This is a genomic window from Streptomyces spinosus (assembly GCF_020400655.1).
GTDB classification, from domain to species: domain Bacteria; phylum Actinomycetota; class Actinomycetes; order Streptomycetales; family Streptomycetaceae; genus Streptomyces; species Streptomyces argyrophylli.
Genome location: NZ_JAINRC010000002.1, coordinates 370,500 through 390,989, shown reverse-complemented (window position 1 = coordinate 390,989; position 20,490 = coordinate 370,500). Strand labels below are relative to the sequence as shown.

The following is a 20,490-nucleotide window of genomic DNA, read 5'->3' as shown; positions in this document are numbered from 1 at the left end:
ACCGGGTGAGGGCGGTCGGGTGGTGCGGCGTCTGGTGTGGCGTCCCGCTCCTCGCCCTCGGACGTCGCGCACGGGGCGCCGCCACCGGTCGGCAGCGGCGTCCCCGCTCCGGGGAGGGGCCCACGCACGGCCCTGCCCGCTCAGGCCGGCTCCCCCTCCCGGACCCGGTCCGCGTCGCAGTACTCCTGGTGCCAGTACGGGTACGGCAGCGGTGGCGCGCTGACCTCGTCCAGGGCCGCGCGCTCCTCGGGCGTGAGGGACCAGCGCGTCGCGGCGAGGTTGTCGGTGAGCTGGGCCTCGTTGCGGGCGCCGATGACGACCGAGGTGACGCCGCGCCGCTCGAGCACCCACCGCAGCGCGACCTGGGCCGCGGACACCCCCCGTCCGGCGGCGATCTTGCGCAGGACGTCGATGGTGTCGAAGGTGCGTTCCGGGTCGACCGGTTCGAACCAGCCCACGGCGCGCCGGGTGCCGGGCGGCGGTGTGGCGCCCCGCTCCTGACGGCCGCTGAGCAGACCGCCCGCCAGCGGGCTCCACACCATGACGCCCACGTCCTCCGCCTCGGCCATGGGGAGCAGTTCCCACTCGACCTCCCGGGCGGCCAGGCTGTACTGGATCTGGTGGGACGCGAACCGTTCCAGACCCCGCTGCTCGCTGGTGGCCAGCGCCCGGGTGAGCTGCCAGCTGGTCAGGTTGGAGGCGCCGACGTAGCGGACCTTGCCGGCCCGCACGAGGTCGTCCAGGGCCCGCAGCGTCTCCTCCCACGGGGTGCGGCCGTCCCAGCCGTGCGTCTGGTAGAGGTCGATGTGGTCGACGCCCAGACGGCGCAGGCTGGCCTCGACGGACCGCACGATGTGGTGCCGGGACAGCCCGCGGTCGTTGGGTCCGCCGCTGCCGTCGGGCATCTGCCAGCGCACCTTCGTCGCGATGATCGCGTCGTCGCGCCGGCCGGACAGTGCCGCGCCGAGCACCTCCTCCGCCTGTCCGGCGGAGTACATGTCGGCGGTGTCGAAGAAGTTCACGCCCTCGTCCAGACACCGGTGGACCAGGCGGCGCGCCTCGATGGTGGTGAGCTGGCCCATGTGCTGGAAGCCGTGCCGGCCGCCGAAGGTCATGGTGCCCAGGCAGATCTCGGACACCTGCAGGCCGGTGCGGCCCAGGTAGCGCGTGCGCATGCGGTTCGTGGTCCTCTCGTGGTCGTGGTGCGCGCCGTCAGTGCGCGTCGGCGGGGACCGTCTCGGCGGCGGCGGTGCCGGCGACCGGGGCGGCCGTGGTGCGGGCCGGGCGCAGGAAGGCGACGGCGATGACGGCGGCGACGGCCAGGGCGGCCGCGGCGGTCAGCAGGCCGCCCTGCACGCCGTGGAGGACCGCGGCGGGACCGCTGCCGCCGGCGGACTCGATGCCGGACGCGGCGACCGTGGCGAGGATCGGGGTGCCCACCGTCACACCGAGCTGCTGTCCGGTGTAGGCGAGGCCGGTCGCAAGGCCCTGCTCGTGGTCCGGCAGCCCGGACGTGGCGGTGATCATGTAGCCGACGACGGCGAGGAGGTGGCCGAAGCCGCCGGCCGCGGTGGCCACGAGCAGCAGGGGCATGCCGCCGTCGGTGTCGAGGAGGTACAGCACCGCCGTGCTGGCCGCCTGGAGGACCAGGCCGTACACGAGGGCGCGGTGGACACCGATCCGGCCGATGATCCGCGCCGCGAAGGCGCCGCCGAGGACGGCCGCGACACCCAGCGCGGCGAAGGAGAAGCCGGCGTCGAGCGGGGTCATCCCGCGCACCTTCTGCATGTACAGGGTGAGCAGGAAGACCATGCCGGTCATCATCGCGAAGGTGATCAGGCCGGTGGTGTTGCCCCAGCTCACGGTGCGGCGGCGCAGCACGCCGAGGTCGACCAGCGGGGCGGCGACGCGGGACTCGACGGCGAAGAACGCGGCCAGCAGCACCGCGCCGGCCGCGAAGGAGATCAGGGTGGTGGCGGCTCCCCAGCCGTTGCGCTCGGCGGAGGTGACGCCGTAGATGACCGACAGCAGACCGCCGGTGACCGTCAGGGCGCCGAGGATGTCCAGGCGGGGCGTCTCCTCGTTGCGGCTCTCCTTGATCAGGATCGGCGCGGCGATGACGGCGGCGACACCGACCGGGACGCTGATGAAGAGCGTCACGCGCCAGCTGGTCAGCTCGGTGATGACGCCGCCGAGGACGACGCCGGACAGGAAACCGAGGGAGAGCAGGGCGCCGTTGATGCCGAGTGCGCGGTCGCGCTGGGCGCCCTCGGCGAAGTTGGTGGTCAGCAGGGACATGGCCGCCGGGGTCAGCATGGCCGCGGCGACGCCCTGGACGGCCCGTGCGGCGAGCAGGAAGCCGGGGGTGGTGGCCAGGCCGCCAGCCAGGGAGGCGACGGTGAACAGGGCCATGCCGACGATGAACCAGTTGCGGCGGCCGTAGAGGTCGGCGGCGCGGCCGAAGAGCAGCAGCAGGCCGCCGGAGGGCAGGGCGAACGCGGTGACGACCCACTGCAGGTCGCTCAGGGCGAAGCCGAGGTCCTTGCCGAGGACCGGGAGGGCGACGCTGAGGATGGAGAAGTCCAGCGCGAGCATGAACTGGGCGCCGCACAGAAGGGCGATGATGAGCCACTGGCGCGTGGTGAAACGCGCCTTGGCGGGCGGACTGACGGTGTCGGAAGTCATGAGGCGAGGTTCTCCGTCGTCAACACACGCCGGGTAGCCCGTACTTATCCTGGGTTTATGACCACCAGCCTGAAACCGGTAGGGGACGCGCGCCGACGGGAGGAGCTGAGGCTCTTCCTGCGCACGCGCCGGGAGCGTCTCGCCCCGCAGGACGTGGGTCTGCCCCCGGGGGCGCGCCGGCGCACCCCGGGCCTGCGCCGGGAGGAGGTGGCGATGCTGGCCGGCATCGGGGCGTCCTGGTACACGTGGCTGGAGCAGGGCCGGGACATCAAGGTGTCGGAACAGGTGCTGGACGCCATCAGCCGGACGCTGCGGCTGGACGCGGCCGAACGTGACCACCTCTACCGGCTGGTCGGGCTGAACCCGCCGCGGCACACCGCGGGCGACCCCGGCGACATCTCCCGGCTCACGTCGCTGCTGGAGGGCTGGATGCCGTCCCCGGCCTACGCCATCGACCGCTGCTGGAACATCGTGGGTACCAACCGGGCCGCCGAACTGGTCTTCGGGTTCCGGGAGGGCGACACCAACTGCCTGATGGCCTTCTTCACCAACCCGGCGTTCCGGGCACGGCACCGGTACTGGGCGGACATCGCGCCGGGACTGGTCTCCGAGTTCCGCAGGGACGCCGCCCGCTATCCCGACGACCCGGAGTTCACCCGGATCTCCGAGCATCTTGCCGGATGCAGCCCGGAGTTCGCCGAGTTGTGGTCGCGTTACGAGATCCGGTCGACGAACCAGGGAGTGAAGGCGATCGACCATCCGCGGGCGGGGTGCCTGATCTTCGACCACTCGGTCCTGGAGGTCCCGGACCGCCCCGGTGTCCGGCTGATGCTGCACACGGCGCAGGCCGGGACGGACACCGCCGAGAGGGTGCGGGAGCTGCTGGACCGCGACGCGCGCAAGGGACGGATCTCGCTGGTCGAGGCGGGGTGACGAGACGGGCCGAAGGGGCCGGCGGCGGTCCGGTCGCAAGGCCCGGTCGGCGGTCCGGTCGAGGTCCGCTGAAGAACCACCCAAGGCCCGGCAGAAGACAGCCTTCATCATCATCACAGACGTACTCCGAGTGCCAATGCTCTGCTACACAGGAGCAGGCGGGGGCGCGGTGGCGCGGCCCGCCTGCCGTCTTCCAGCGAGCGGAGGAGCACGTCCGTGATCCACAGAAGCAAGGTCGCAACAGCCGGTGCCGTCGTGGTGGTGGCCCTGGGCATCGGTTTCGCCACCCGGTCCGCGGCCGTGGCGGAAGAGCCGCCCGTCAGCTCGGTGACCCTGAGCCAGGGCCTCACCTCGGCCCCGTTCAAGATCAAGGCGGACGGCAACCGCAAGGTCCTGTACCGCAAGGCCGTCGTACAGCCGGGCGCCTCCACGGGCTGGCACTACCACGTGGGCGAGGAGATCGCCGTCATCAACTCCGGCACCTTCACGCGGATCGACGGCTCGGACTGCTCCGAGAAGGAGTACGGCCCGGGGGACTCGCTCGTGGAGCCGGTGGGCCCGCACACCGTGCACATGGGCATCAACCGCGGCACCACACCGGTCGAGCTGTACGTCGTCGACATCCTCCCCACGGACGCCACGGCCCCCTCCGTGCCGGTCGCCGACCCGGGCTGCGGCACGGCGTCCCCGGCCGGCGGCCGGAGCCGGTGATGCGGCTGCCCCGCCCGCTGGGCATCTCCGGTCCCGAGGTGTGGCTTCCCGAGCGGCGGCAGAGCGCGCGGGAAGCCGTCGACCTGGGCCTGCTCGACGCGGAGACCGCCGACGAACTGGGGTACGACCGGCTGCCGGTGGCCGATCTGGCCCCGCCGGAGATGGCCTGCGAGGCGGGCCGGCGCGCGCTGGCCGCGGCGGGCGTGCCGGCCGCGGAGGTCGGTGCCGTCCTGCACGCGTGGATCCACTACCAGGGCCATGACCTGTGGTCCCCGGCCCACTTCATCGCCGACCGGCTGGGCGCCGGGGCCGCGGTGCCCGTCGGCGTGCAGCAGGTGTGCAACGGCGGCGCGGCGGCGGTGGAGCTGGCCGCCGCGCGGCTGTTCGTCGAGCCGGGGCTGGGCAGCGCGCTCGTCACCACGGCCGACGCGTTCCTCGAACCGGGCTTCGACCGGTGGAGCGGGGACTACGGCATCGGATACGGCGACGGGGCCACCGCGCTGGTGCTGCACCACCTGGCGGACACCGAGGGCGGACGGCCCGCCGACCTCGTGCTGCACTCGATCTCCACGGTGGCCGCGCCGCGGCTGGAGCGGATGCACCGGGGTGACGATCCGTTCAGCCCCGCCGCCCGCACGCTCGGGCCCCGGGTGGACATCCGCCGCACCAAGAAGGCGTTCCTGGCGGCGGAGGGCCTGGAGGCGTTCACGGAGGCCAGCGCCCGCGCCCTGCGGTCGGCCGTGGAGTCCTGCCTGGAGGCGGCGGGCCTGGCGGCGACCGGTGACCAGCCACCGCGCTACGTCGTCGCGCCACGGCTCGGCCGCAAGACCGTGGACCTGGCCTACGCGCCGCTGCTGACGAAGCTGACCGGCGCGGAACTCCTGCGCCCCGGCACCGACACCGGCCACCTCGGCGCCGGAGACGCGGCCGCGAGCCTGGCGGAACTGCACGCGCGCCGGCTGCTGGAGCCCGGTGAGTACGCCCTGGTGGTCAGCGCCGGCGCCGGCTTCACCTGGTCGTGCCTGCTGGTGAGCGCGGCCTGACCACGCCGTGACGCGTGCGCCGTGCCGGTTCGGCGGCCGGGTGGGTGGCCGGCGCCCGGCTCGGTTTCGCCGGGGTGGCGGTGACGCGGGGGTGGCGGCCGGGCCGAGGGAGCGCCGGGGGCGCGGAGCTGCCGGCTCCGGGGCGCCCGGGTCCGTTCGGATGTCGGCCCGGCCGGGGCGTGGAAACGGCGAGGGCCGCGGGGTGGTTCGCCCCGCGGCCCCCGGTCTGCCGGGTGTCCGTCAGCCGGTGGGTTGCATGACCGCCGCCGACGTCGGGTGCAGCCGCAGGTGACCCGACGGGCGGACCGCTGACCTCGGGGTGCCCTGGCAGGGCGCCGCGGCCTGGCTCAGGTCCAGCGACGGTTCGCCCCGCAGGATGTCCTGCTCCATCTGGACCAGGAACGGCGAGGGCTCCAGGCCCAGCTCCTCCACCAGCCGGGTGCGCAGCCGTCGCATGACCGCCAGCGCCTCCGCCCTGCGCCCGCACCGGTACAGGGCGAGCATCAGATGGCGGTGGAAGTTCTCGTGCAGCGGGTGCCGGGCCGTGAGTTCCGAGAGCTCCGGTACCAGCGTGCGGTGGGCGCCCCGCTGGAGATCCGCGTAGACCCGGTGCTCCGCGGCGCAGAGCATGGACTCCTCCAGGCAGACGATGCGCGCGCTCAGTAACTCACCGGCCTCGACGTTGACGAGGGCCGGCCCGCGCCACAGGGACAGCGCCCGGCGCAGCACATCCGCACCGCGGGCGAATTCGCCGCGTTCGACCGCGGCATTTCCCTCCTCGGCCAGCATTTCGTACTCGGTGATATCGAGCGCCACTCGCGACGAGGACAGCACGTAACTGCTGCCCTCGGTGACCAGGATTTCGTCGGCGACTTCCGCGACGCTGACCCGGAGCGCTTCCGCGAGTGTGCGCCGGACATGTCCCACGTATGTCTGAATCGTGGCAGTTGCGGTGCGGGGCGGATTATTTCCCCACAGCTCCTGTACGAGTGCGCTGACGGATATCGCCCGGTCGGCGTTGACCGCCAGCATCGCGAGAATCCGCCGTGGTTTCGGAGCCAGGACGACCGGCTCCGACTCTTCGTCGAAGACGACCATCGGGCCCAGGACATGAATCTGCACCATTCCCCCTTGTTGGCACACGTCATCCCGTCGGTTACCGGTATGACGGATTCATTCACCACTCGGGGGCACGCCGGCCGTGCCGGTGACCCTGAGTGACGAATCGAGTATATCAGGACCCGGCTGAAAACCATCCCACCTATTTGAGTGTGAAACCAGAGTTAATCAGTCGGCAACTTGCGATGTTGCGCACATCACACCATTCGGAGGCAACGGAAAGGCGGCGGTGGTTGCGCTGTACAAGCACAACCACCGCCGCCTTTCCCTTGCCTCCGGGACGCGGTGCCGAGAATTCAGTCCAGTGAATTCAGTACGGCAATTGCCCGCTCCAGGTATTCCTCGAAGCGGGCCCGTTCCTCCGGCGTGAACTCCGCGCTGAGCGAACCCTCGACCCGCAAGGCCGCCTTGTCCGCCTTCTTCGCCACGGCGCGGCCCGCCCGGGTCGCCCGGTTGACCACCACCTTCTGGTGCAGCTCGGAGGGCTCGCGGACGACCAGTCCGGCCTTCTCCAGGTTGGTCAGCACCGTGGCCATCGTCTGCGGGGTCACCATGCACTCCCGCGCCAGCTGTGCCGCGGACATGCCGTCGGAGACCGACAGCAGCAGCAGGACCGAATACTGCGGCACCGTCAGGTCGTATTCCCGCAGCACGTGCGACTTGCGTGCGATGAGGGCCTGCTCAGCCCTCTTGATCGTGTGCCCGAGCCGGCCTGCGGCGACCGTCTCCGTCGTGTTCGCCATGTCAACAGTCTCGCATACGACAGAGAACGAAGGAGTGACCGCAGGCTGACCACGGGTGGGCCGCCGTGCCGGGGAGGAGGCCCTCACCGGGCCCTCCGCCGCCGGGCCGGCGGGATCGCGCAGGTGAGCCGGGCCGTGCAGGTGCGCCGGCCCTGCTCGTCGGAGATGACGATCTCGTAGGTGGCGGTGTGCGTGCCCACGTGCAGCGGACGGCAGACACCGGTGACCTTCCCCGTGCGGGCGCCGGCGTGGTGGGTGCAGGACAGCTCCTGGCCCACGATGATCCGGTCGGCGCCCGCGTGCACCCAGGCCGCGAGCGACCCGAGCGTTTCGGCGAGGACGGCGTTGGCGCCGCCGTGCAGGAGCCCGATGGGCTGCCGGTTGCCGTCCACCGGCATGGTGCCGACCACCAGGTCGGGCTCGCAGACGGTGACCTCGATGCCGAGCCGCTCCACCAACTGCTGTTCGACGTAGGGGGGCAGGACCTCGACGGGTCCGAGGGCGGTCTGGGTCATGTGACGGTCCCCTGTCAGTGGGTGGAAGCGGGCTCGGGTGCCGGGGAGGCCGCCTCGGCGGTGTCACCGGCCGCCTCCTGCGCCTGCCGCCGGCCCGAGAGCAGGGCGCCGACCACGACCGCGCTGACCGCGCACGCCGCCGCGACGAACCACATCGTGGTGTGCAGGCCGCTGGCGTACGCGTCGGACATCGCGGTCGCGACCCTGTCGCGCACGGCCCCGTCCGGCAGGGTTCCGACGGCCTTGGTCAGACCGCCCTGGAGCGCCCGGGACGTCAGCTCGCCGGCCCCGCCCGGGTAGGCGGAGACCTTGTCGCTGTCGAGGGCGGCCTTGGTCAGCGCGGTGACGAGGGTGCCCAGACCGGCCATGGAGACCGCGTCGGAGGCGAGCCTGACGGTGTTGAACATGCCCGCCGCCATGCCCATCCGCTCCGGCTCGACGGCCGAGACCGCGGCGCCGTCGAGAATGCCGAGCGAGATGCCGTAGCCGATGCCGAGCAGCAGCAGCGGTCCGGCCAGGGCCGGGGCGGAGGCGCCCGGGTCGACCAGCGTCAGCCAGGCGGCACCCGCCGCGGAGCAGGCCAGCAGCACGACGAACAGGGTCCGCTGGGAGAACTTCTGCGCCACCAGACCGGTGAGCGCGGGCATCACGAGCGACGGCCCGGTGAGCAGCAGCAGGACCATGCCGATGCGCAGCGCCGACATCCCGCTCGTGGAGGTGAGGTACGGCGGGAGCACGATGACGAGGGCGACGAAGCTGAAGGCCAGCACCAGCGGCACCAGGCAGACGGCGAGGAACTGCGGCCGGGCGAACAGGCCGAGGTCGAACATCGGGTTCTCCGTGCGGCGCTCCACCGTCACGAACGCCGTGATCAGCACCAGGCAGCCGACGGCGGCGGCGAGCACCATCGGGTCGCTCCAGCCCCGGCCGGGGCCCTCGACCAGCGCGAGCACGAACAGGGCGACACCGGCGCCGAAGAGCAGGCTGCCGGCCCAGTCGAAGCGCGGGCCCTTGTTGGGGGCGGAACGGGGCAGCAGCGGGGTGCTCAGCAGGACGAGCGCGGAGACGGCGGCCAGGACGAGGAAGACCGAGCGCCAGCCCCACAGGTTGACCAGGGCGCCGCCGAAGGCCGGGCCGAAGGCGAGACCCGCTCCGAGGAACGTGCCGAAGAGGCCGAAGGCCTTGGCGCGTGCCGTGCCGTCGAAGGCCTGGGCGAGGATCGCGGTGATGGAGGCGAGCGCGGCGCCGCTGCCGAAACCGGCGATCGCACGGGCCAGGTCGAGCAGCAGGATGCTGTTCGCCAGGCCGGAGACGGTCATCCAGAAGGCGAAGAACGCCATGCCCCAGGTGAACATGCGGCGATGGCCGACGCGGTCGGCCAGCGAGCCCATCGCCGCGAGGCTGCTGGACGCGGTCAGCATGTAACCGTCGACCACCCACTGGGCGGCGGCAAGGGAACTGTGCAGGTCGGCGCCGATGTCGGGGACGGCCACGGACGGGCCGGTCACCACCAGGGTCATGAGCGGGCCGACCACGCACGCCGCGGCGAGGGTGGCCCGCGGGCTGCCGGTGGACACGGTGAATCACCTCTGTCTGTTGTCTGTTGTCGGGTAGTCATCAGCTATGTAGCAGAACTCTGGCACAGAGTAGGGTACTCAGCAGACCCGCTGTCAACGACGTATGCCAGAGTTCTGTATAAAGACGTTGGCCTGCCACTCGACGGCGGGTGACGGTGACCGACGCTTCACAGCGACGCGGGGAAAGGTGGTGCGTACGGCGATGCGCAGGATCCGATTGGGCGACACGGGACGGTCGTTCGGGGCCGTGGGACTCGGCTGCATGGGGATGTCCTGGGGGTACGACGAGGAGGGGCGGGACGAGAACGAGTCCATCGCGGTCATCCGCCGCGCCGTGGAACTCGGCGTGGACATGATCGACACGGCCGACCAGTACGGCCCCTTCACCAACGAGGTTCTGGTGGGGAAGGCCCTGCGGGGCCACCGTGAGGAGGTGCTGCTCGCCACCAAGGGCGGACTGGTGGTCGACGACCCGGCCACCTACCGCAGCCACCGGGACGGCCGGCCGGAGTACCTGCGCGGCGCGTTCGAGGCGAGCCTGCGGCGGCTGGGCGTGGACCACGTGGACCTCTACCAGCTGCACCGCATCGACCCGCGGGTGCCGGTCGAGGAGAGCTGGGGCGCGCTCGCGGAGCTGGTCAAGGAGGGCAAGGTCGGCGCGCTCGGGCTGTCCGAGGCGTCACCGGACGAGATCGCCCGCGCCCACGCGGTGCACCCGGTCGCCTCCGTGCAGAGCGAACTGTCCCTGTGGAGCCGCGACGCCCTGACGAACGGGGTGGTCGACCACTGCGCGCGTGAGGGCATCGCCTTCATCGCGTTCGCGCCCCTGGGCCGCGGCTTCCTCTCCGGTCTGATCAGCGGCCCCGGCGACCTGCCGAAGGTGGACGGACGGCACCGCCTGCCCCGGTTCCAGCCCGAGGCCATCACCGCGAACCAGGCCATCGTGGACCGGGTACGGGCCGTCGCCGACCGGCTGGGCGCGACCGTGGCGCAGGTGGCCATCGCGTGGGTGCTGGCCCAGGGCGAGCACGTCGGGGTCATCCCGGGCACGAAGACCCGCCGCTACCTGGAGGACAACGTCGCGGCCGGCTCCCTGACCCTGCCGCCGGACGCCCTGGCGGAGCTGGCCGCCCTCCCGGAGCCGGCCGGCCCGCGCTGAAGACCCCCGTGGGCGGCTCCCCCCGCGGGGACGCCGCCCACCCGGGCGGCCGCGGCGAGCCGTGCTACACGTGCTGGCGGCGGGTCCCCGCGGCCAGGGTGGCCGGCAGGGTGGGCCAGCCGTGCTGCGCCGCGTGTTCGGTCATGCGGGGGTTCGCGCCGACCACCGTGGGGTGGCCGACCATGCCGAGCATGGTCAGGTCGCCCGGGTCGTCGCCGTAGGCGTAGCAGTCCGCCGGGTCCGCGCCGAACTTCGCCAGCGCCTCGCGGACCGCGTCGGCCTTGGCCGGACCGAACATCGCGTGCCTGATCGCGCCGGTCATCCGGCCGTCCGCGTCCAGGTCGGGCTCGGTGCACAGGACCAGGTCGATGCCCAGGTCGTCGGTGATGGGGTGCAGTGTCGCCGGCCAGGAACCGGAGATCACCACCGTGCGGTGGCCCGCCTGCTGGTGGCGGCGCAGCCGGGCGACCGTCGGCTCGATGAACGGCGCGCCGTGCTCGCGCAGGTCGGCGTACCAGGCCCGGGCCTCGGCGACCACGTCGTCCCAGGGGATGCCCGCGTGCAGCTCGTAGAACTTGGACACCACCTCGACCGGTGTGACGCCCATCGACGCCAGCCGGCGCAGCGGCTCCACGGCCCGCTCGTAGGCGGCGCCCGTGATGTCCCCCTGGCGGCGCAACCGCCAGCGCAGCAGGGAGAACGGCGTCTTCATCGCGATGAGCGTCTCATCGGCGTCGAAGAACGCCACGACGGGGCGGTCGTGGTCCGCGGCGAGGGGGTGGGGGTCGGGACGGTTCGTCATGGCTGACTCCTTGCGTGGGCCGCTCGGGCGAGCAGCCGCGTGGTCTCCTGCGGCCTCGAGGGATCCAGCCGGGCCAGGAGGTGGCCGTCGGGGCGGACCACGGCCACGGCCGGCCGCGGCCCCAGCGCCCGGGCGAGGCCCGCCGGGACCGCGCGCGTGAGGTCCAGCACGGGCGTGCCCTCGGGCAGCGCGCCGCGCACCCGGTCGCGGGCGCCCGGCCAGCCGGCCGGCGGGGTCCGCGTGCCGGGCCACAGCAGGACGGTGTGCCGGTCCGGGTCGATCACCGGCCAGCCCTCGGCCGACAGCGCCGGGGCGTTCGCGCCCGCGCCGGCCGGGCCCGCGACCTTCACCGGCAGCCGCGGATGCCGGCCGTCGTCGCCGTAGCTGACGGCCGTCTGGCCGAGCTGGGGGGCGATCCGGCGCTGGAACACGCCCGTGCGGTCCGCCGCGCGGAACGCCGCGTCGCGCAGCGCCACCTTCGCGGGCGTGCTGACCAGGCCGGCCTTGGTCAGCCACTGGGTGGACCGGGCCACCTGGTGGGAGACGGCACGCCGCTCGCTGTCGTAGGAGTCGAGGATGCCTTCCCCGAACTCGCCGCGGAGCACCCCGGACAGCTTCCACGCCAGGTTGAACGCGTCCTGCATGCCGGTGTTCATGCCCTGGCCGCCGGCCGGGCTGATCACGTGGGCGGCGTCGCCGGCCAGGAAGCAGCGGCCGCTGCGGAACGCGGCCGCGATCCGCACCCGCACCCGGAACGAGCCGCTCCACAACAGCTCCTCGACCCGGCTCCGGCCGGCCGCCCGGTCGTCGACGACCTCCTGGAACAGCGCGCGCGGCGGCGGGTTGTCCTCGTCGTACGCGTCGTGCGGCACGTTCAGCGCGATGCGGTGCACCCCGCCGCCCATCGGGCCCAGCACGATGGCGCCGCTCGGGGCGTAGCAGTAGTGGGACAGGTCCTCGGACAGGCTGGTGGTCAGCCGGGCGTCGGTGATGGCGAACGACACGTCGACCGGCGGTCCGTCGTAGGCGATGCCCAGTTCCTTGCGGACGGTGCTGTGCGCCCCGTCCGCGCCGACGAGCCAGCCCGGCCGGAGTTCCTCGACCCGGCCGCTGTCGTGCTCCAGCTTCACCGACGGCACCCCGTCCGCCTGGTCGAGGGCGGTCAGCCGCACCCCGTCCTCGACGACGCCGCCCAGCGCGGCCACCCTGGCCCGCAGCACGGACTCGGTGTCGTTCTGCGAGAGGGTGAGCGCGAACGGGTACGGGGAGTCGGGCAGTCTGCTCATCCAGGCCGTCGCCAGCCGCCGGCCGCGCGAGTAGAACGCCGTCCCCGCCAGCCGGTGGCCGATGTCCAGCAGGTCGCCGGTCACCCCGACGCGGTCCAGCAGTTCGAGGTTGCGGGGCCAGATGACATTGGCCCGGGAGTGCCGCGGGTCGCCGCGCCGGCCGGCGTCCACGACCCGTACGGCCACGCCCTGCTGGAGCAGCTCGCACGCCAGGATCAGGCCGACCGGGCCCGCGCCGACGACGAGTACCGGCTCCCCGGCCCGGCGGTCCGTCACGCCGCCCACAGCAGGCCCCCGTTGACCTCGACCACCGTGCCGTTGACGTAGGAGCTCTCGCCGCCGGCCAGGAAGACGGCAGCGGCCCCCACCTCCTCCGGACGGCCCAGCCGGTCCGACAGCAGCCGGCCGCGGTAGCTCTCCCAGGCGCGCTCGTTGGCGGCCAGCTCCTTGCCCATGCCCTCGTCGATGTAGCCGGGCGAGAGGCAGTTGACGCGGATGTTCTTGGGCGCCAGCTCGACCGCCGAGGTACGGGTGAACATCTCCACGGCCGCCTTGCTCGCGCTGTACGCGCCGGCCCCGACGGCGGCCCGCCCGGCCACGCACGAGGACACGTTGATGATGCGTCCGCCCGGTCCCGCCGGCTTGCCCGGGGTGGTCATCGGGCCGATCACCGCCCGGGTGCACAGGAACACACCGGTGAGATTGGTGGCCAGCGTGGTGTTCCAGTCGGCCACCGACAGCCGGGCGATCTTGCCGTCCCGGCTGACGCCGGCGTTGTTGACCAGGATGTCGACGCCTCCGTACGCCTCGCAGGCGGCGGTCATCAGCTCCTCCACCGACCGCTCGTCGGTGACGTCGGTGTACTGGTACAGCAGCCGGCCCTCGTGGTCGTCCGCGAGTTCCTTGATGTCGTAGGGGTTGCGTGCGGCGGCCACCACCGAGGCGCCCTCCGCGAGGAACGCCTCGGCGATCGCCCGGCCCAGGCCCCGCGTGCCGCCGGTGATGACGGCGGTCCGTCCCTCCAGCCTCATGGCTTCTCCTTCGCTGCGTGGGTGTCGTTGTCGTGCGGTGGGGGCGGTCAGTACCAGGTGAGCAGGGCCGCGCCCGCGGTCATGCCGCCGCCCACCGAGGCCAGCAGCACCCGCTCGCCGCGCCGCAGCGGCCGCTCGCGGTGCGTGGCGTGCAGCGTGAGCGGTACGGAGGCGGCGACCGTGTTGCCCAGGTGCGGTGCCGTGTAGGCGACGCGGGCGGGGTCGATGCCCGCATCGGCCACGAAGGTCTCCAGCAGCCTGGTGTTCGCCTGGTGGAAGACGAACCGGTCGACGTCCTCCAGGGCGAGCCCCGTGTCGTCGAGCGTCTGGGCGGTCAGCTTGGCCAGGACCGACAGCGCGTAGTCGCGCACCGCGCGGCCGTCCATGCGGAAGTAGTGCTTCCCGGCCGCACGGGCCTCGGCGTCCAACGGCGTCCGCGTCCCGCCGGCCTCCACGCCGACGTAGTGGTGGAACTCCCCGTCCGTCACCAGGTGCACGGACTGCAGGCCGTACCCCTCGGGCACCTCGCCGAGGACGACGGCGCCCGCGCCGTCACCGAACAGGCTCACCGTGCGCCGGTCCGTCCGGTCCATGATCGTGGAGAACATGTCGGCGCCGACGAGCAGGACGTGGTCGCCGTGCCGGCCGGCGGTGACGAGCCCCTCGGCGACCGCGAGGCCGTAGAGGAAACCACTGCAGACGGCGTTGATGTCGAAGGCCGGCAGGGTGGACAGGCCCAGCTTGTGCTGGAGGATCGCGGCCGTCGACGGCTGCGGCACGTCCGGCGTGCTCGTCGCCACGATCAGGGCGCCGAGCCGCCGGCGCGCATCGAGCCCGAGCGCCCCGAGCGCCTCGCCCGCGGCCGGCACGGCGAGGTCGGACGTGGTCGTGCCCGGCCCGGCGTAGCGCCGCTGGAGCACCCCGGTGCGTTCGGTCACCCAGGACTCGGGCATTCCCGTCCAGGAACTGATCTGCTTGTTGTCGACCACCCTGTCCGGGGTGTGGGAACCGATCGACAGGACACCGACTGGCATGGTTTCCCTTTCCTGTGCTCGCGCGTGGTGGTGGGTTCCGGTGGCACGGGACGTCAGTGGCCCATGCCCAGCCCACCGCTGACCGGCAGCACGGCGCCGGTGATGTACGTGGCCTGCTCGCTGGTGAGGAACCGCACGGCCGCGGCCACCTCCTCGGGGGTCGCGGCGCGGCCGAGCGGCGTCATCGCCAGGTACTGCTCCAGCCGGGCCGGGCGCACCTCGCGCAGCATGTCCGTCTCGACGAGGCCGGGGGCGACGACGTTGACGGTGATGCCGCGCCTGCCGAGCTCCCAGGCCAGGGAGCGGGCGAGGCCGACCAGGCCCGCCTTCGCGGCGGTGTAGGCGGTCTGGCCCGGCGAGCCGGTGAACGCGACGGCCGAGGAGATCAGCACCATCCGGCCCCAGCGGCCGCCGATCATGGCCCGGGAGGCGTGCCGGGCGACCCGCATGACCGCCCGCAGATTGGTGTCGAGCACCGCGTCGACGGCGTCGTCGGCGAGGGCCGGCAGCAGTCCGTCCCGGGCGATCCCGGCGTTGGCGACCAGCACCTCGACCGGGCCCTGGGCGGCCGCGACCTCCTTGAAGGCGCGCTCCACCTGCTCCTCGTCGGTGACGTCGCAGCGCACCGCGAGGAACCCCGCCGGGGGTTCACCGGTGCGGTAGGTGACCGCCACCCGGTCGCCCCGCGCGGCGAGCGAACGGGCGACGGCCAGTCCGATACCGCGGTTTCCGCCGGTGACGAGCACGGAACGGCCCGTCGGCGCGGAGGCAGCGGCGTCGCCGGCGGCCGTGGCCACGGTGGCGTCCGTCATGCGGGAGTCACCACGATCACCGCGTTCTGGCCGCCGAAGCCGAAGGAGTTGTTCACCGCGGCACCGATCTCCATCGCCCGGGCGTCCTTGGCGACGACGTCGACCCCGATACCCGGGTCGAGGCTGGTCAGGTTGGCGGTCGGCGGGACGAGCCGCTGCTCGACGGCGAGCACCGTGTAGACGGCCTCGGCCGCGCCGGCCGCGCCCAGCAGATGGCCGACCACGCCCTTGGTGGAGGTGACGGCGGGCTTCTCGCCGAAGACCCGGCGGATCACTCCGGCCTCGGTGATGTCGTTGAGCGGGGTGGACGTGCCGTGCGCGTTGACGTGGTCGACGTCGCCGGGCTCCAGACCCGCGTCGGCGAGCGCCGCCCGGACGGCCCGCTCGGCACCGCCGCCCGTCGGGTCGGGCGCCGAGGCGTGGTGCCCGTCGGCGGACGCGCCGAACCCGGAGACCCGGGCCCGGACCCGGGCGCCGCGTGCCCGCGCGTCCTCGACCCGCTCCAGCACCAGCATGGCCGCGCCCTCCCCCGCGACGAACCCGTCGCGGTCGGCGTCGAACGGGCGGGAGGCGGACGCGGGGTCGTCGGTGCGGGTGGAGAGCGCCCCGGCCGTGGCGAGGCTCGCCATCGCGGTCGGGGACATCGCCGCCTCCGCGCCGCCGGCCAGGACGATGTCGCAGGCCCCGGACTCCAGCAGGGCGCGGGCGTACCCGATCGCCGTGTTGCCGGAGGCGCAGGCCGTGGAGACGACCTGGTTGGGGCCCAGTGCCTTCAGGTCCATGGCGATGTAGCCGGCCGTCATGTTGACCGGGCCCATCACCATCAGCAGCGGCGAGACGAATTTCGCCCCGTCGGCCAGGTGCTTGCCGTGCTCCCGCTCCACCGTGGACCAGCCGCCCAGCGAGGTGCCGACGACCACGCCCACCCGGGCGCCGTCCCAGGACGCCGGGTCGAGACCGGCGTCCTCGACCGCCTGCCGGGCCGCCACCACGCCGAAGTGGCTGACGGGGTCCATGCGGATCGCCGTGCGCCGGCCGAGCAGGGCGCCGGCGTCGAAGTCCGGTACCCGGCAGGCGAAGTCGACGGGCAGCCCGGCGAGGTCCGGGTCGGCGGCCGCGGTCGGCTCGCCCGACCAGACCCGCTCGACGTTGGCCCGCACGCCCACACCGGCCGGGGTGACCAGACCCACCCCGGTGACGGCGACGTCGAAGCGCCGTGTGCGCCGCCCTTGCGCTTGCGTGCCCGCCATCAGGCCACCGAGACCTTGGCGTCGATGGCGGCGAGGATGTCGCCGAGGGTGGACTCGGGGGTCAGCGCCGTCTCGTCGAGCTGGACGCCGAACTCCTTCTCCACGAGGACGCTCAGCTCGATCAGCAGCAGCGAGTCGAGTTCGAGGGCGTCGAGGGTGGCGGTGGGGGACAGCTGCTCGGGGTCGACGCCCAGCTTGTCGACGACGAGGGTGAAGAGGCGGTCCTGCTGTGCGGACATGGATGTCTCCTTGAGTGGTGTGAGTCGGTCCGGATGGGTGTGGATCGGTGGGGACCGGTGTGGATCGGTGGGTCAGGCCCTGGTGACCGCCATCGCGGTGAACGTGAACCCGCCGCCGCCGTTGAGCACCAGCGCGTACTGCCCGGGTGCCAGCAGGTCCGTGCGGGCCAGGTCGGCGAGGGAGGCGTTCAGGTCGCCGGCCCCCACGTGCCCGGTCGCCCGGCCGAGGTCGAGCACCTCGGCGCTGGTGACCTCCGTCAGCGGCGGCAGGTACGCCTCCGCCATCGCCTTGCTGCCCAGGCGCGGTATCACCGCGTAGCGCAGCCGTGGATCGTCGGCGGCGAGCCCGGCGTCGGCCAGGCACTCCTCGACGACGGCACGGATGCGGTCCGCGGCGGTCTTCAGGAAGAAGTCCACGCCGTGGGCCTTGATGAAGGCGCGCTTGGTGCGCCGCACGTCGATCATCGGGCTGTGGCCCATGGGGGTCGCGTTGAGCTCGTCGTCGCCGCGGTGCATCACCTCGAGCTCCGGGGCGGCCTTCGACACCAGGGCGCGCAGCAGCAGGTCCGGCGCCGGCGCCGCCCCGCTGAGGCGGTGGACGATGACGGCGGTGGCGGCGTCACCGGCCGCCATGCCGTAGTCGCTGAGCCAGCGGTGCCAGCTCGGCATCAGGAAGCGGTCGGCGGTGGTCACCAGCACCGGCCCGGCCGCCGGGTCGCCCTGCAGCCGGCCGGCGGCCAGCTCGATGCCGGCGGCACCGCCGTTGCACTGCTGGAGCAGTCCGATCGGCATGGCGTGCCGGGCGCCCAGCCGGTGGGCGACGTAGTGCGGGGCGGACCAGGCGTCGTGGCCCTGGTGGTGGACGCTCGCGTGGAGCACCATCGACAGGTCGTCGGCCTGGACGCCGGACAGCGCCAGCACCTGGCCGGCGGCCTCGACGGCCATGTCCGGCGGCGCGGTGTCCTCGCTCACCGGCAGGGAGGTGTAGCCGAGTTCACGCGCCGTGCGGGCGTCGATGTCACCGGCCGCCAGGGCCTGTTCGACGGTCTGCCGCCGCTCCGGGTACCAGGCCGCGGCGACCAGTCCGAGGGGTGAGTTGAGCCGCACGCCGGGTCACCGTCCGTCCGGGTGCGCGGCCGGCGCCGCCGGGAGCCGGGTGACGCCGACCTCGGCGGTGCACACGGACACGCCGTCCTGCCGGAAGTCGACCGCGTGGCGCCCGCCGTCGACGGGCGTCACGGTGACGGTGACCGGACTGTCCAGCTCCACGAACCGCCCGAAGGTGGCGCGGAAGGCGTGCGCGTACCGCTCGTCGGCGGGCGCCCCGGCGGCGAGTACGGCCGCCTGCCGGGCGGCCTCCATCAGGGCCATCGCGGGCACGTGGTCCAGCGGGTGGTCGTACATGGCCGGGTGCCGCGCCGGGACGTCCAGGAGGGCGCGCAGGGCGAGCGGTCCGCCCGGGCGTTCGACGTCGACGAGCACCACGTTGCCGGGGCGCTCCCGGCCGACGAGCGCCGGTTGCACGGGGGTGCCGGCGCGGGTGTCCGGCCGCTCGGAGGAGAGCGGCGGCACGGTCCCCCGGCTCTTGGCGCGATGGGCCTGGTAGCCGTCGCGGCTGAGGTACCCGGCCACGATCACGCTCGTACCGGCCCGCCGGCCGCCGGCCACGAACGCGCAGTCCAGCGTGGCGGCCAGCAGCCGGGTGCCGCGCCGCCGCAGGTCGCGGGTGCCGATCTCGATCACCAGTTCGTCCGGCGCGTCACCGCGGGAGCGCAGCGCCGGCAGGTCGGTGAACTCGGTGTTCCAGTCGCTGATCAGGAAGGACGTGTCGTACGAGACGCCCAGCCACTGGTGCGCGACGACGGTGACCGCCTGCCGGGCGGCCTCCAGGAGGAACAACGGGTCGAGCAGGGCGGGCCGCTGGGTGTGGTCGTTGTAGTAGGCGTGCGCGCGGGGCGCCTGGACGGCCACGGCGAAGCGGTCCTCACCGAGCCGTGCCGCGTCCGTGACGAAGACCTCCATGACGGCGCGGCGGTGCACCAGCACACGGTCCATCGAACGCTGGTAGGCGAGTTCGGCGGCGGCCGGGACGGCTGCCGTCCGCTCCTGCTCAGCAAGGGTCATGCCCAGTCCATTCGTCCGTGGTCTTGTTTCGGCGGCCCACCGTGGGGGGCACGGAAAGAGCCTGGCAGCCGCCTCTGAGGGCTCGGCCGAGAGCGCCGGGAAGCCCGCCCGAGAGCGCCGGGAAGCCCGCCCGAGAGCGCCGGGGAGCCCGGCCGACGACTCCGTGGGGGACGGCTCGACGGTCGCTGGAGGATCACTGGAGAACGGGTGGCGGGCAGGTCCGGGCACGCGAAAAGGGCCGCCCCCTGGGGGGCGGCCCTTTCCGGACACACCGACGCGCCCGGCCGCCGGTCCCTCCCGACGGCCCCACGCCACCTTCCTGCGGAACTACGGCCCCGCGGCCCTGCGGCCCCGCGGAACTACGGCGTCACCGCCAGTACGACCTTTCCGCGTACGTGGCCGCCCGCCACCAGCTCGTGTGCCCGGGCCGCTTCCGCCAGCGGGAACTCCGCGCTGACGTGCACCGTCAGCTCACCGCGGTCCGCGAGGTCCACCAGGGCGGCGAGGTCGGCCGGGTCGGGGCGGACGAAGACGTAGCGCCCGCCGAGTCCCGTGACGTCGCCGGAGATCGAGGCGAGCCGGCCCCCGGGCCGCAGCAGCGCGGGGGAGCCGAGGAGGGTGTCACCGCCCATCAGGTCGAACACCGCGTCCACGCCCCGCGGGGCCAGCGCCCGCACCCGGTCCGCCAGACCGGGGCCGTAGGTCACCGGCTCGGCGCCGAGCGAGCGCAGGAAGTCGTGGTTGCGCTCGCTCGCCGTGCCGATGACGCGCGCGCCGAGGGCCCGCCCGATCTGCACCGCGAGGGAGCCGACCCCGCCGGCCGCCGCGTGGACGAGCAGCACGTCCCCCGGGCCGACCCGCAGATGGCGGCGCAGCGCCTGGTAGGCGGTGAGGCCGGCGGCCGGCAGACCGGCGGACTGCCGCCAGTCCAGGGCGCGCGGACGGCGCGCCAGGGTGCGCACCGGCGCGGCCACGAGTTCGCCGTAGGTACCGCGCTGCATGTGGTCGGCGCGTACGTAGCCCACGACCTCGTCCCCGGGCGCGAACTCGGTGACGCCCAGGCCGACGCGCTCGACCACACCGGACAGGTCGCAGCCCATGACCATGGGGAAGTGGGCCTCGAACCAGTCGTCGATGTACCCCTCGCGGATCTTCCAGTCGGCCGGGTTGACCCCGGCGTAGCGCACCCGGACCAGCACCACGTCCGGGCCGAGCCGCGGCTCCGGCAGGTCCATCAGCTCGAGGACCTCCGGTCCTCCGTAGCGCTGGACGGCAATGGCCTTCATCCCACGAACCCCCTGACGACGCGACCGCGCACCGGGCCTGGGCGCACCGGTGCCGACACGCACTATAGGTCAGCGATGAGCCAGGGTTCTGCTTCACAAACGCCAATTGACATATGGCCGAAGGCTAAGACAGAGTCGCGG

Annotated in this window: 20 protein-coding genes; 4 read left to right on the top strand and 16 right to left on the bottom strand. The window is 73.3% G+C overall.

The annotated features are described in order from the left end of the window. Positions 1-140: 140 nt before the first annotated feature. Together LG395_RS05665 and LG395_RS05660 are read right to left on the bottom strand one after the other, a co-directional pair. Positions 141-1,175 (bottom strand): aldo/keto reductase, encoded by a 1,035-nt coding sequence (locus LG395_RS05665; RefSeq protein WP_171154648.1) that lies wholly within the window; start codon positions 1,173-1,175, stop codon positions 141-143. A gap of 37 nt (positions 1,176-1,212) precedes the next feature. Beyond that, positions 1,213-2,685: an MFS transporter gene (locus tag LG395_RS05660; protein WP_171154646.1), complete on the bottom strand. Its 1,473-nt coding sequence runs from the start codon at positions 2,683-2,685 to the stop codon at positions 1,213-1,215. 57 nt (positions 2,686-2,742) lie between these two features. Between LG395_RS05660 and LG395_RS05655 the strand changes: the two genes are divergently transcribed. From LG395_RS05655 to LG395_RS05645, 3 genes are all read left to right on the top strand, one after another. Continuing rightward, entirely contained in the window at positions 2,743-3,618 is an 876-nt protein-coding gene (locus LG395_RS05655) for a helix-turn-helix transcriptional regulator (protein ID WP_225808660.1), read from the top strand. A 216-nt stretch (positions 3,619-3,834) separates the two neighbouring features. Next, complete coding sequence (locus LG395_RS41420) at positions 3,835-4,329, top strand: cupin domain-containing protein (protein WP_225808659.1); 495 nt, start codon at positions 3,835-3,837, stop codon at positions 4,327-4,329. Beyond that, positions 4,329-5,372: a 3-oxoacyl-[acyl-carrier-protein] synthase III C-terminal domain-containing protein gene (locus LG395_RS05645; RefSeq protein ID WP_225808658.1), complete on the top strand. Its 1,044-nt coding sequence runs from the start codon at positions 4,329-4,331 to the stop codon at positions 5,370-5,372. Before LG395_RS41420 ends, LG395_RS05645 begins: the two co-directional genes overlap by 1 nt. A 240-nt stretch (positions 5,373-5,612) precedes the next feature. On the opposite strand, the gene LG395_RS05640 is transcribed toward LG395_RS05645, so the two are convergent. The 4 genes from LG395_RS05640 to LG395_RS05625 all read right to left on the bottom strand — a co-directional run bounded on the left by LG395_RS05640 (position 5,613) and on the right by LG395_RS05625 (position 9,326). After that, on the bottom strand, positions 5,613-6,497 hold the full coding sequence (locus tag LG395_RS05640) for an AfsR/SARP family transcriptional regulator (RefSeq protein WP_171154638.1): 885 nt from the start codon (positions 6,495-6,497) through the stop codon (positions 5,613-5,615). A gap of 290 nt (positions 6,498-6,787) precedes the next feature. Continuing rightward, positions 6,788-7,234, bottom strand: coding sequence for a MarR family winged helix-turn-helix transcriptional regulator (locus LG395_RS05635; RefSeq protein WP_171154636.1), 447 nt, complete (start codon positions 7,232-7,234; stop codon positions 6,788-6,790). An 83-nt stretch (positions 7,235-7,317) separates the two neighbouring features. Further along, positions 7,318-7,749: a hotdog fold thioesterase gene (locus LG395_RS05630; RefSeq protein WP_225808657.1), complete on the bottom strand. Its 432-nt coding sequence runs from the start codon at positions 7,747-7,749 to the stop codon at positions 7,318-7,320. Positions 7,750-7,763: 14 nt separating this feature from the next. Continuing rightward, positions 7,764-9,326 (bottom strand): MFS transporter, encoded by a 1,563-nt coding sequence (locus LG395_RS05625; protein WP_171154632.1) that lies wholly within the window; start codon positions 9,324-9,326, stop codon positions 7,764-7,766. A 202-nt stretch (positions 9,327-9,528) separates the two neighbouring features. On the opposite strand from LG395_RS05625, the gene LG395_RS05620 reads away from it, so the two are divergent. After that, a complete protein-coding gene (locus LG395_RS05620) occupies positions 9,529-10,485 on the top strand; it encodes an aldo/keto reductase (RefSeq protein ID WP_225808656.1) in 957 nt (318 codons plus the stop codon). A gap of 64 nt (positions 10,486-10,549) precedes the next feature. Here LG395_RS05620 and LG395_RS05615 read toward each other — a convergent pair whose 3' ends face one another. The 10 genes from LG395_RS05615 to LG395_RS05570 form a co-directional block, all read right to left on the bottom strand. Continuing rightward, positions 10,550-11,287 carry an HAD family hydrolase gene (locus LG395_RS05615; protein ID WP_225808655.1) on the bottom strand — a complete coding sequence of 246 codons (738 nt, stop codon included), beginning with the start codon at positions 11,285-11,287 and terminating at the stop codon, positions 10,550-10,552. Continuing rightward, positions 11,284-12,849, bottom strand: coding sequence for an FAD-dependent monooxygenase (locus tag LG395_RS05610; protein WP_225808654.1), 1,566 nt, complete (start codon positions 12,847-12,849; stop codon positions 11,284-11,286). The genes LG395_RS05615 and LG395_RS05610 overlap by 4 nt, the downstream gene beginning before the upstream one ends. Next, positions 12,846-13,604 (bottom strand): SDR family NAD(P)-dependent oxidoreductase, encoded by a 759-nt coding sequence (locus LG395_RS05605; RefSeq protein WP_171154625.1) that lies wholly within the window; start codon positions 13,602-13,604, stop codon positions 12,846-12,848. The genes LG395_RS05610 and LG395_RS05605 overlap by 4 nt, the downstream gene beginning before the upstream one ends. A gap of 47 nt (positions 13,605-13,651) precedes the next feature. Beyond that, entirely contained in the window at positions 13,652-14,638 is a 987-nt protein-coding gene (locus LG395_RS05600) for a 3-oxoacyl-ACP synthase III family protein (RefSeq protein ID WP_225808653.1), read from the bottom strand. Positions 14,639-14,691: 53 nt separating this feature from the next. After that, a complete protein-coding gene (gene fabG / locus LG395_RS05595; RefSeq protein WP_225808652.1) occupies positions 14,692-15,450 on the bottom strand; it encodes a 3-oxoacyl-ACP reductase FabG in 759 nt (252 codons plus the stop codon). Further along, on the bottom strand, positions 15,447-16,700 hold the full coding sequence (locus LG395_RS05590) for a beta-ketoacyl-[acyl-carrier-protein] synthase family protein (protein ID WP_171154620.1): 1,254 nt from the start codon (positions 16,698-16,700) through the stop codon (positions 15,447-15,449). The genes fabG and LG395_RS05590 overlap by 4 nt, the downstream gene beginning before the upstream one ends. After that, complete coding sequence (locus LG395_RS05585; protein ID WP_225808651.1) at positions 16,700-16,939, bottom strand: acyl carrier protein; 240 nt, start codon at positions 16,937-16,939, stop codon at positions 16,700-16,702. Before LG395_RS05585 ends, LG395_RS05590 begins: the two co-directional genes overlap by 1 nt. 72 nt (positions 16,940-17,011) lie before the next feature. Then, on the bottom strand, positions 17,012-18,046 hold the full coding sequence (locus LG395_RS05580; protein ID WP_225808650.1) for a ketoacyl-ACP synthase III family protein: 1,035 nt from the start codon (positions 18,044-18,046) through the stop codon (positions 17,012-17,014). 6 nt (positions 18,047-18,052) lie between these two features. Then, on the bottom strand, positions 18,053-19,063 hold the full coding sequence (locus LG395_RS05575) for a ScbA/BarX family gamma-butyrolactone biosynthesis protein (protein WP_225808649.1): 1,011 nt from the start codon (positions 19,061-19,063) through the stop codon (positions 18,053-18,055). Between the two features lie 359 nt (positions 19,064-19,422). Then, positions 19,423-20,349 carry an NADP-dependent oxidoreductase gene (locus LG395_RS05570; RefSeq protein ID WP_225808648.1) on the bottom strand — a complete coding sequence of 309 codons (927 nt, stop codon included), beginning with the start codon at positions 20,347-20,349 and terminating at the stop codon, positions 19,423-19,425. Positions 20,350-20,490 lie beyond the last annotated feature (141 nt).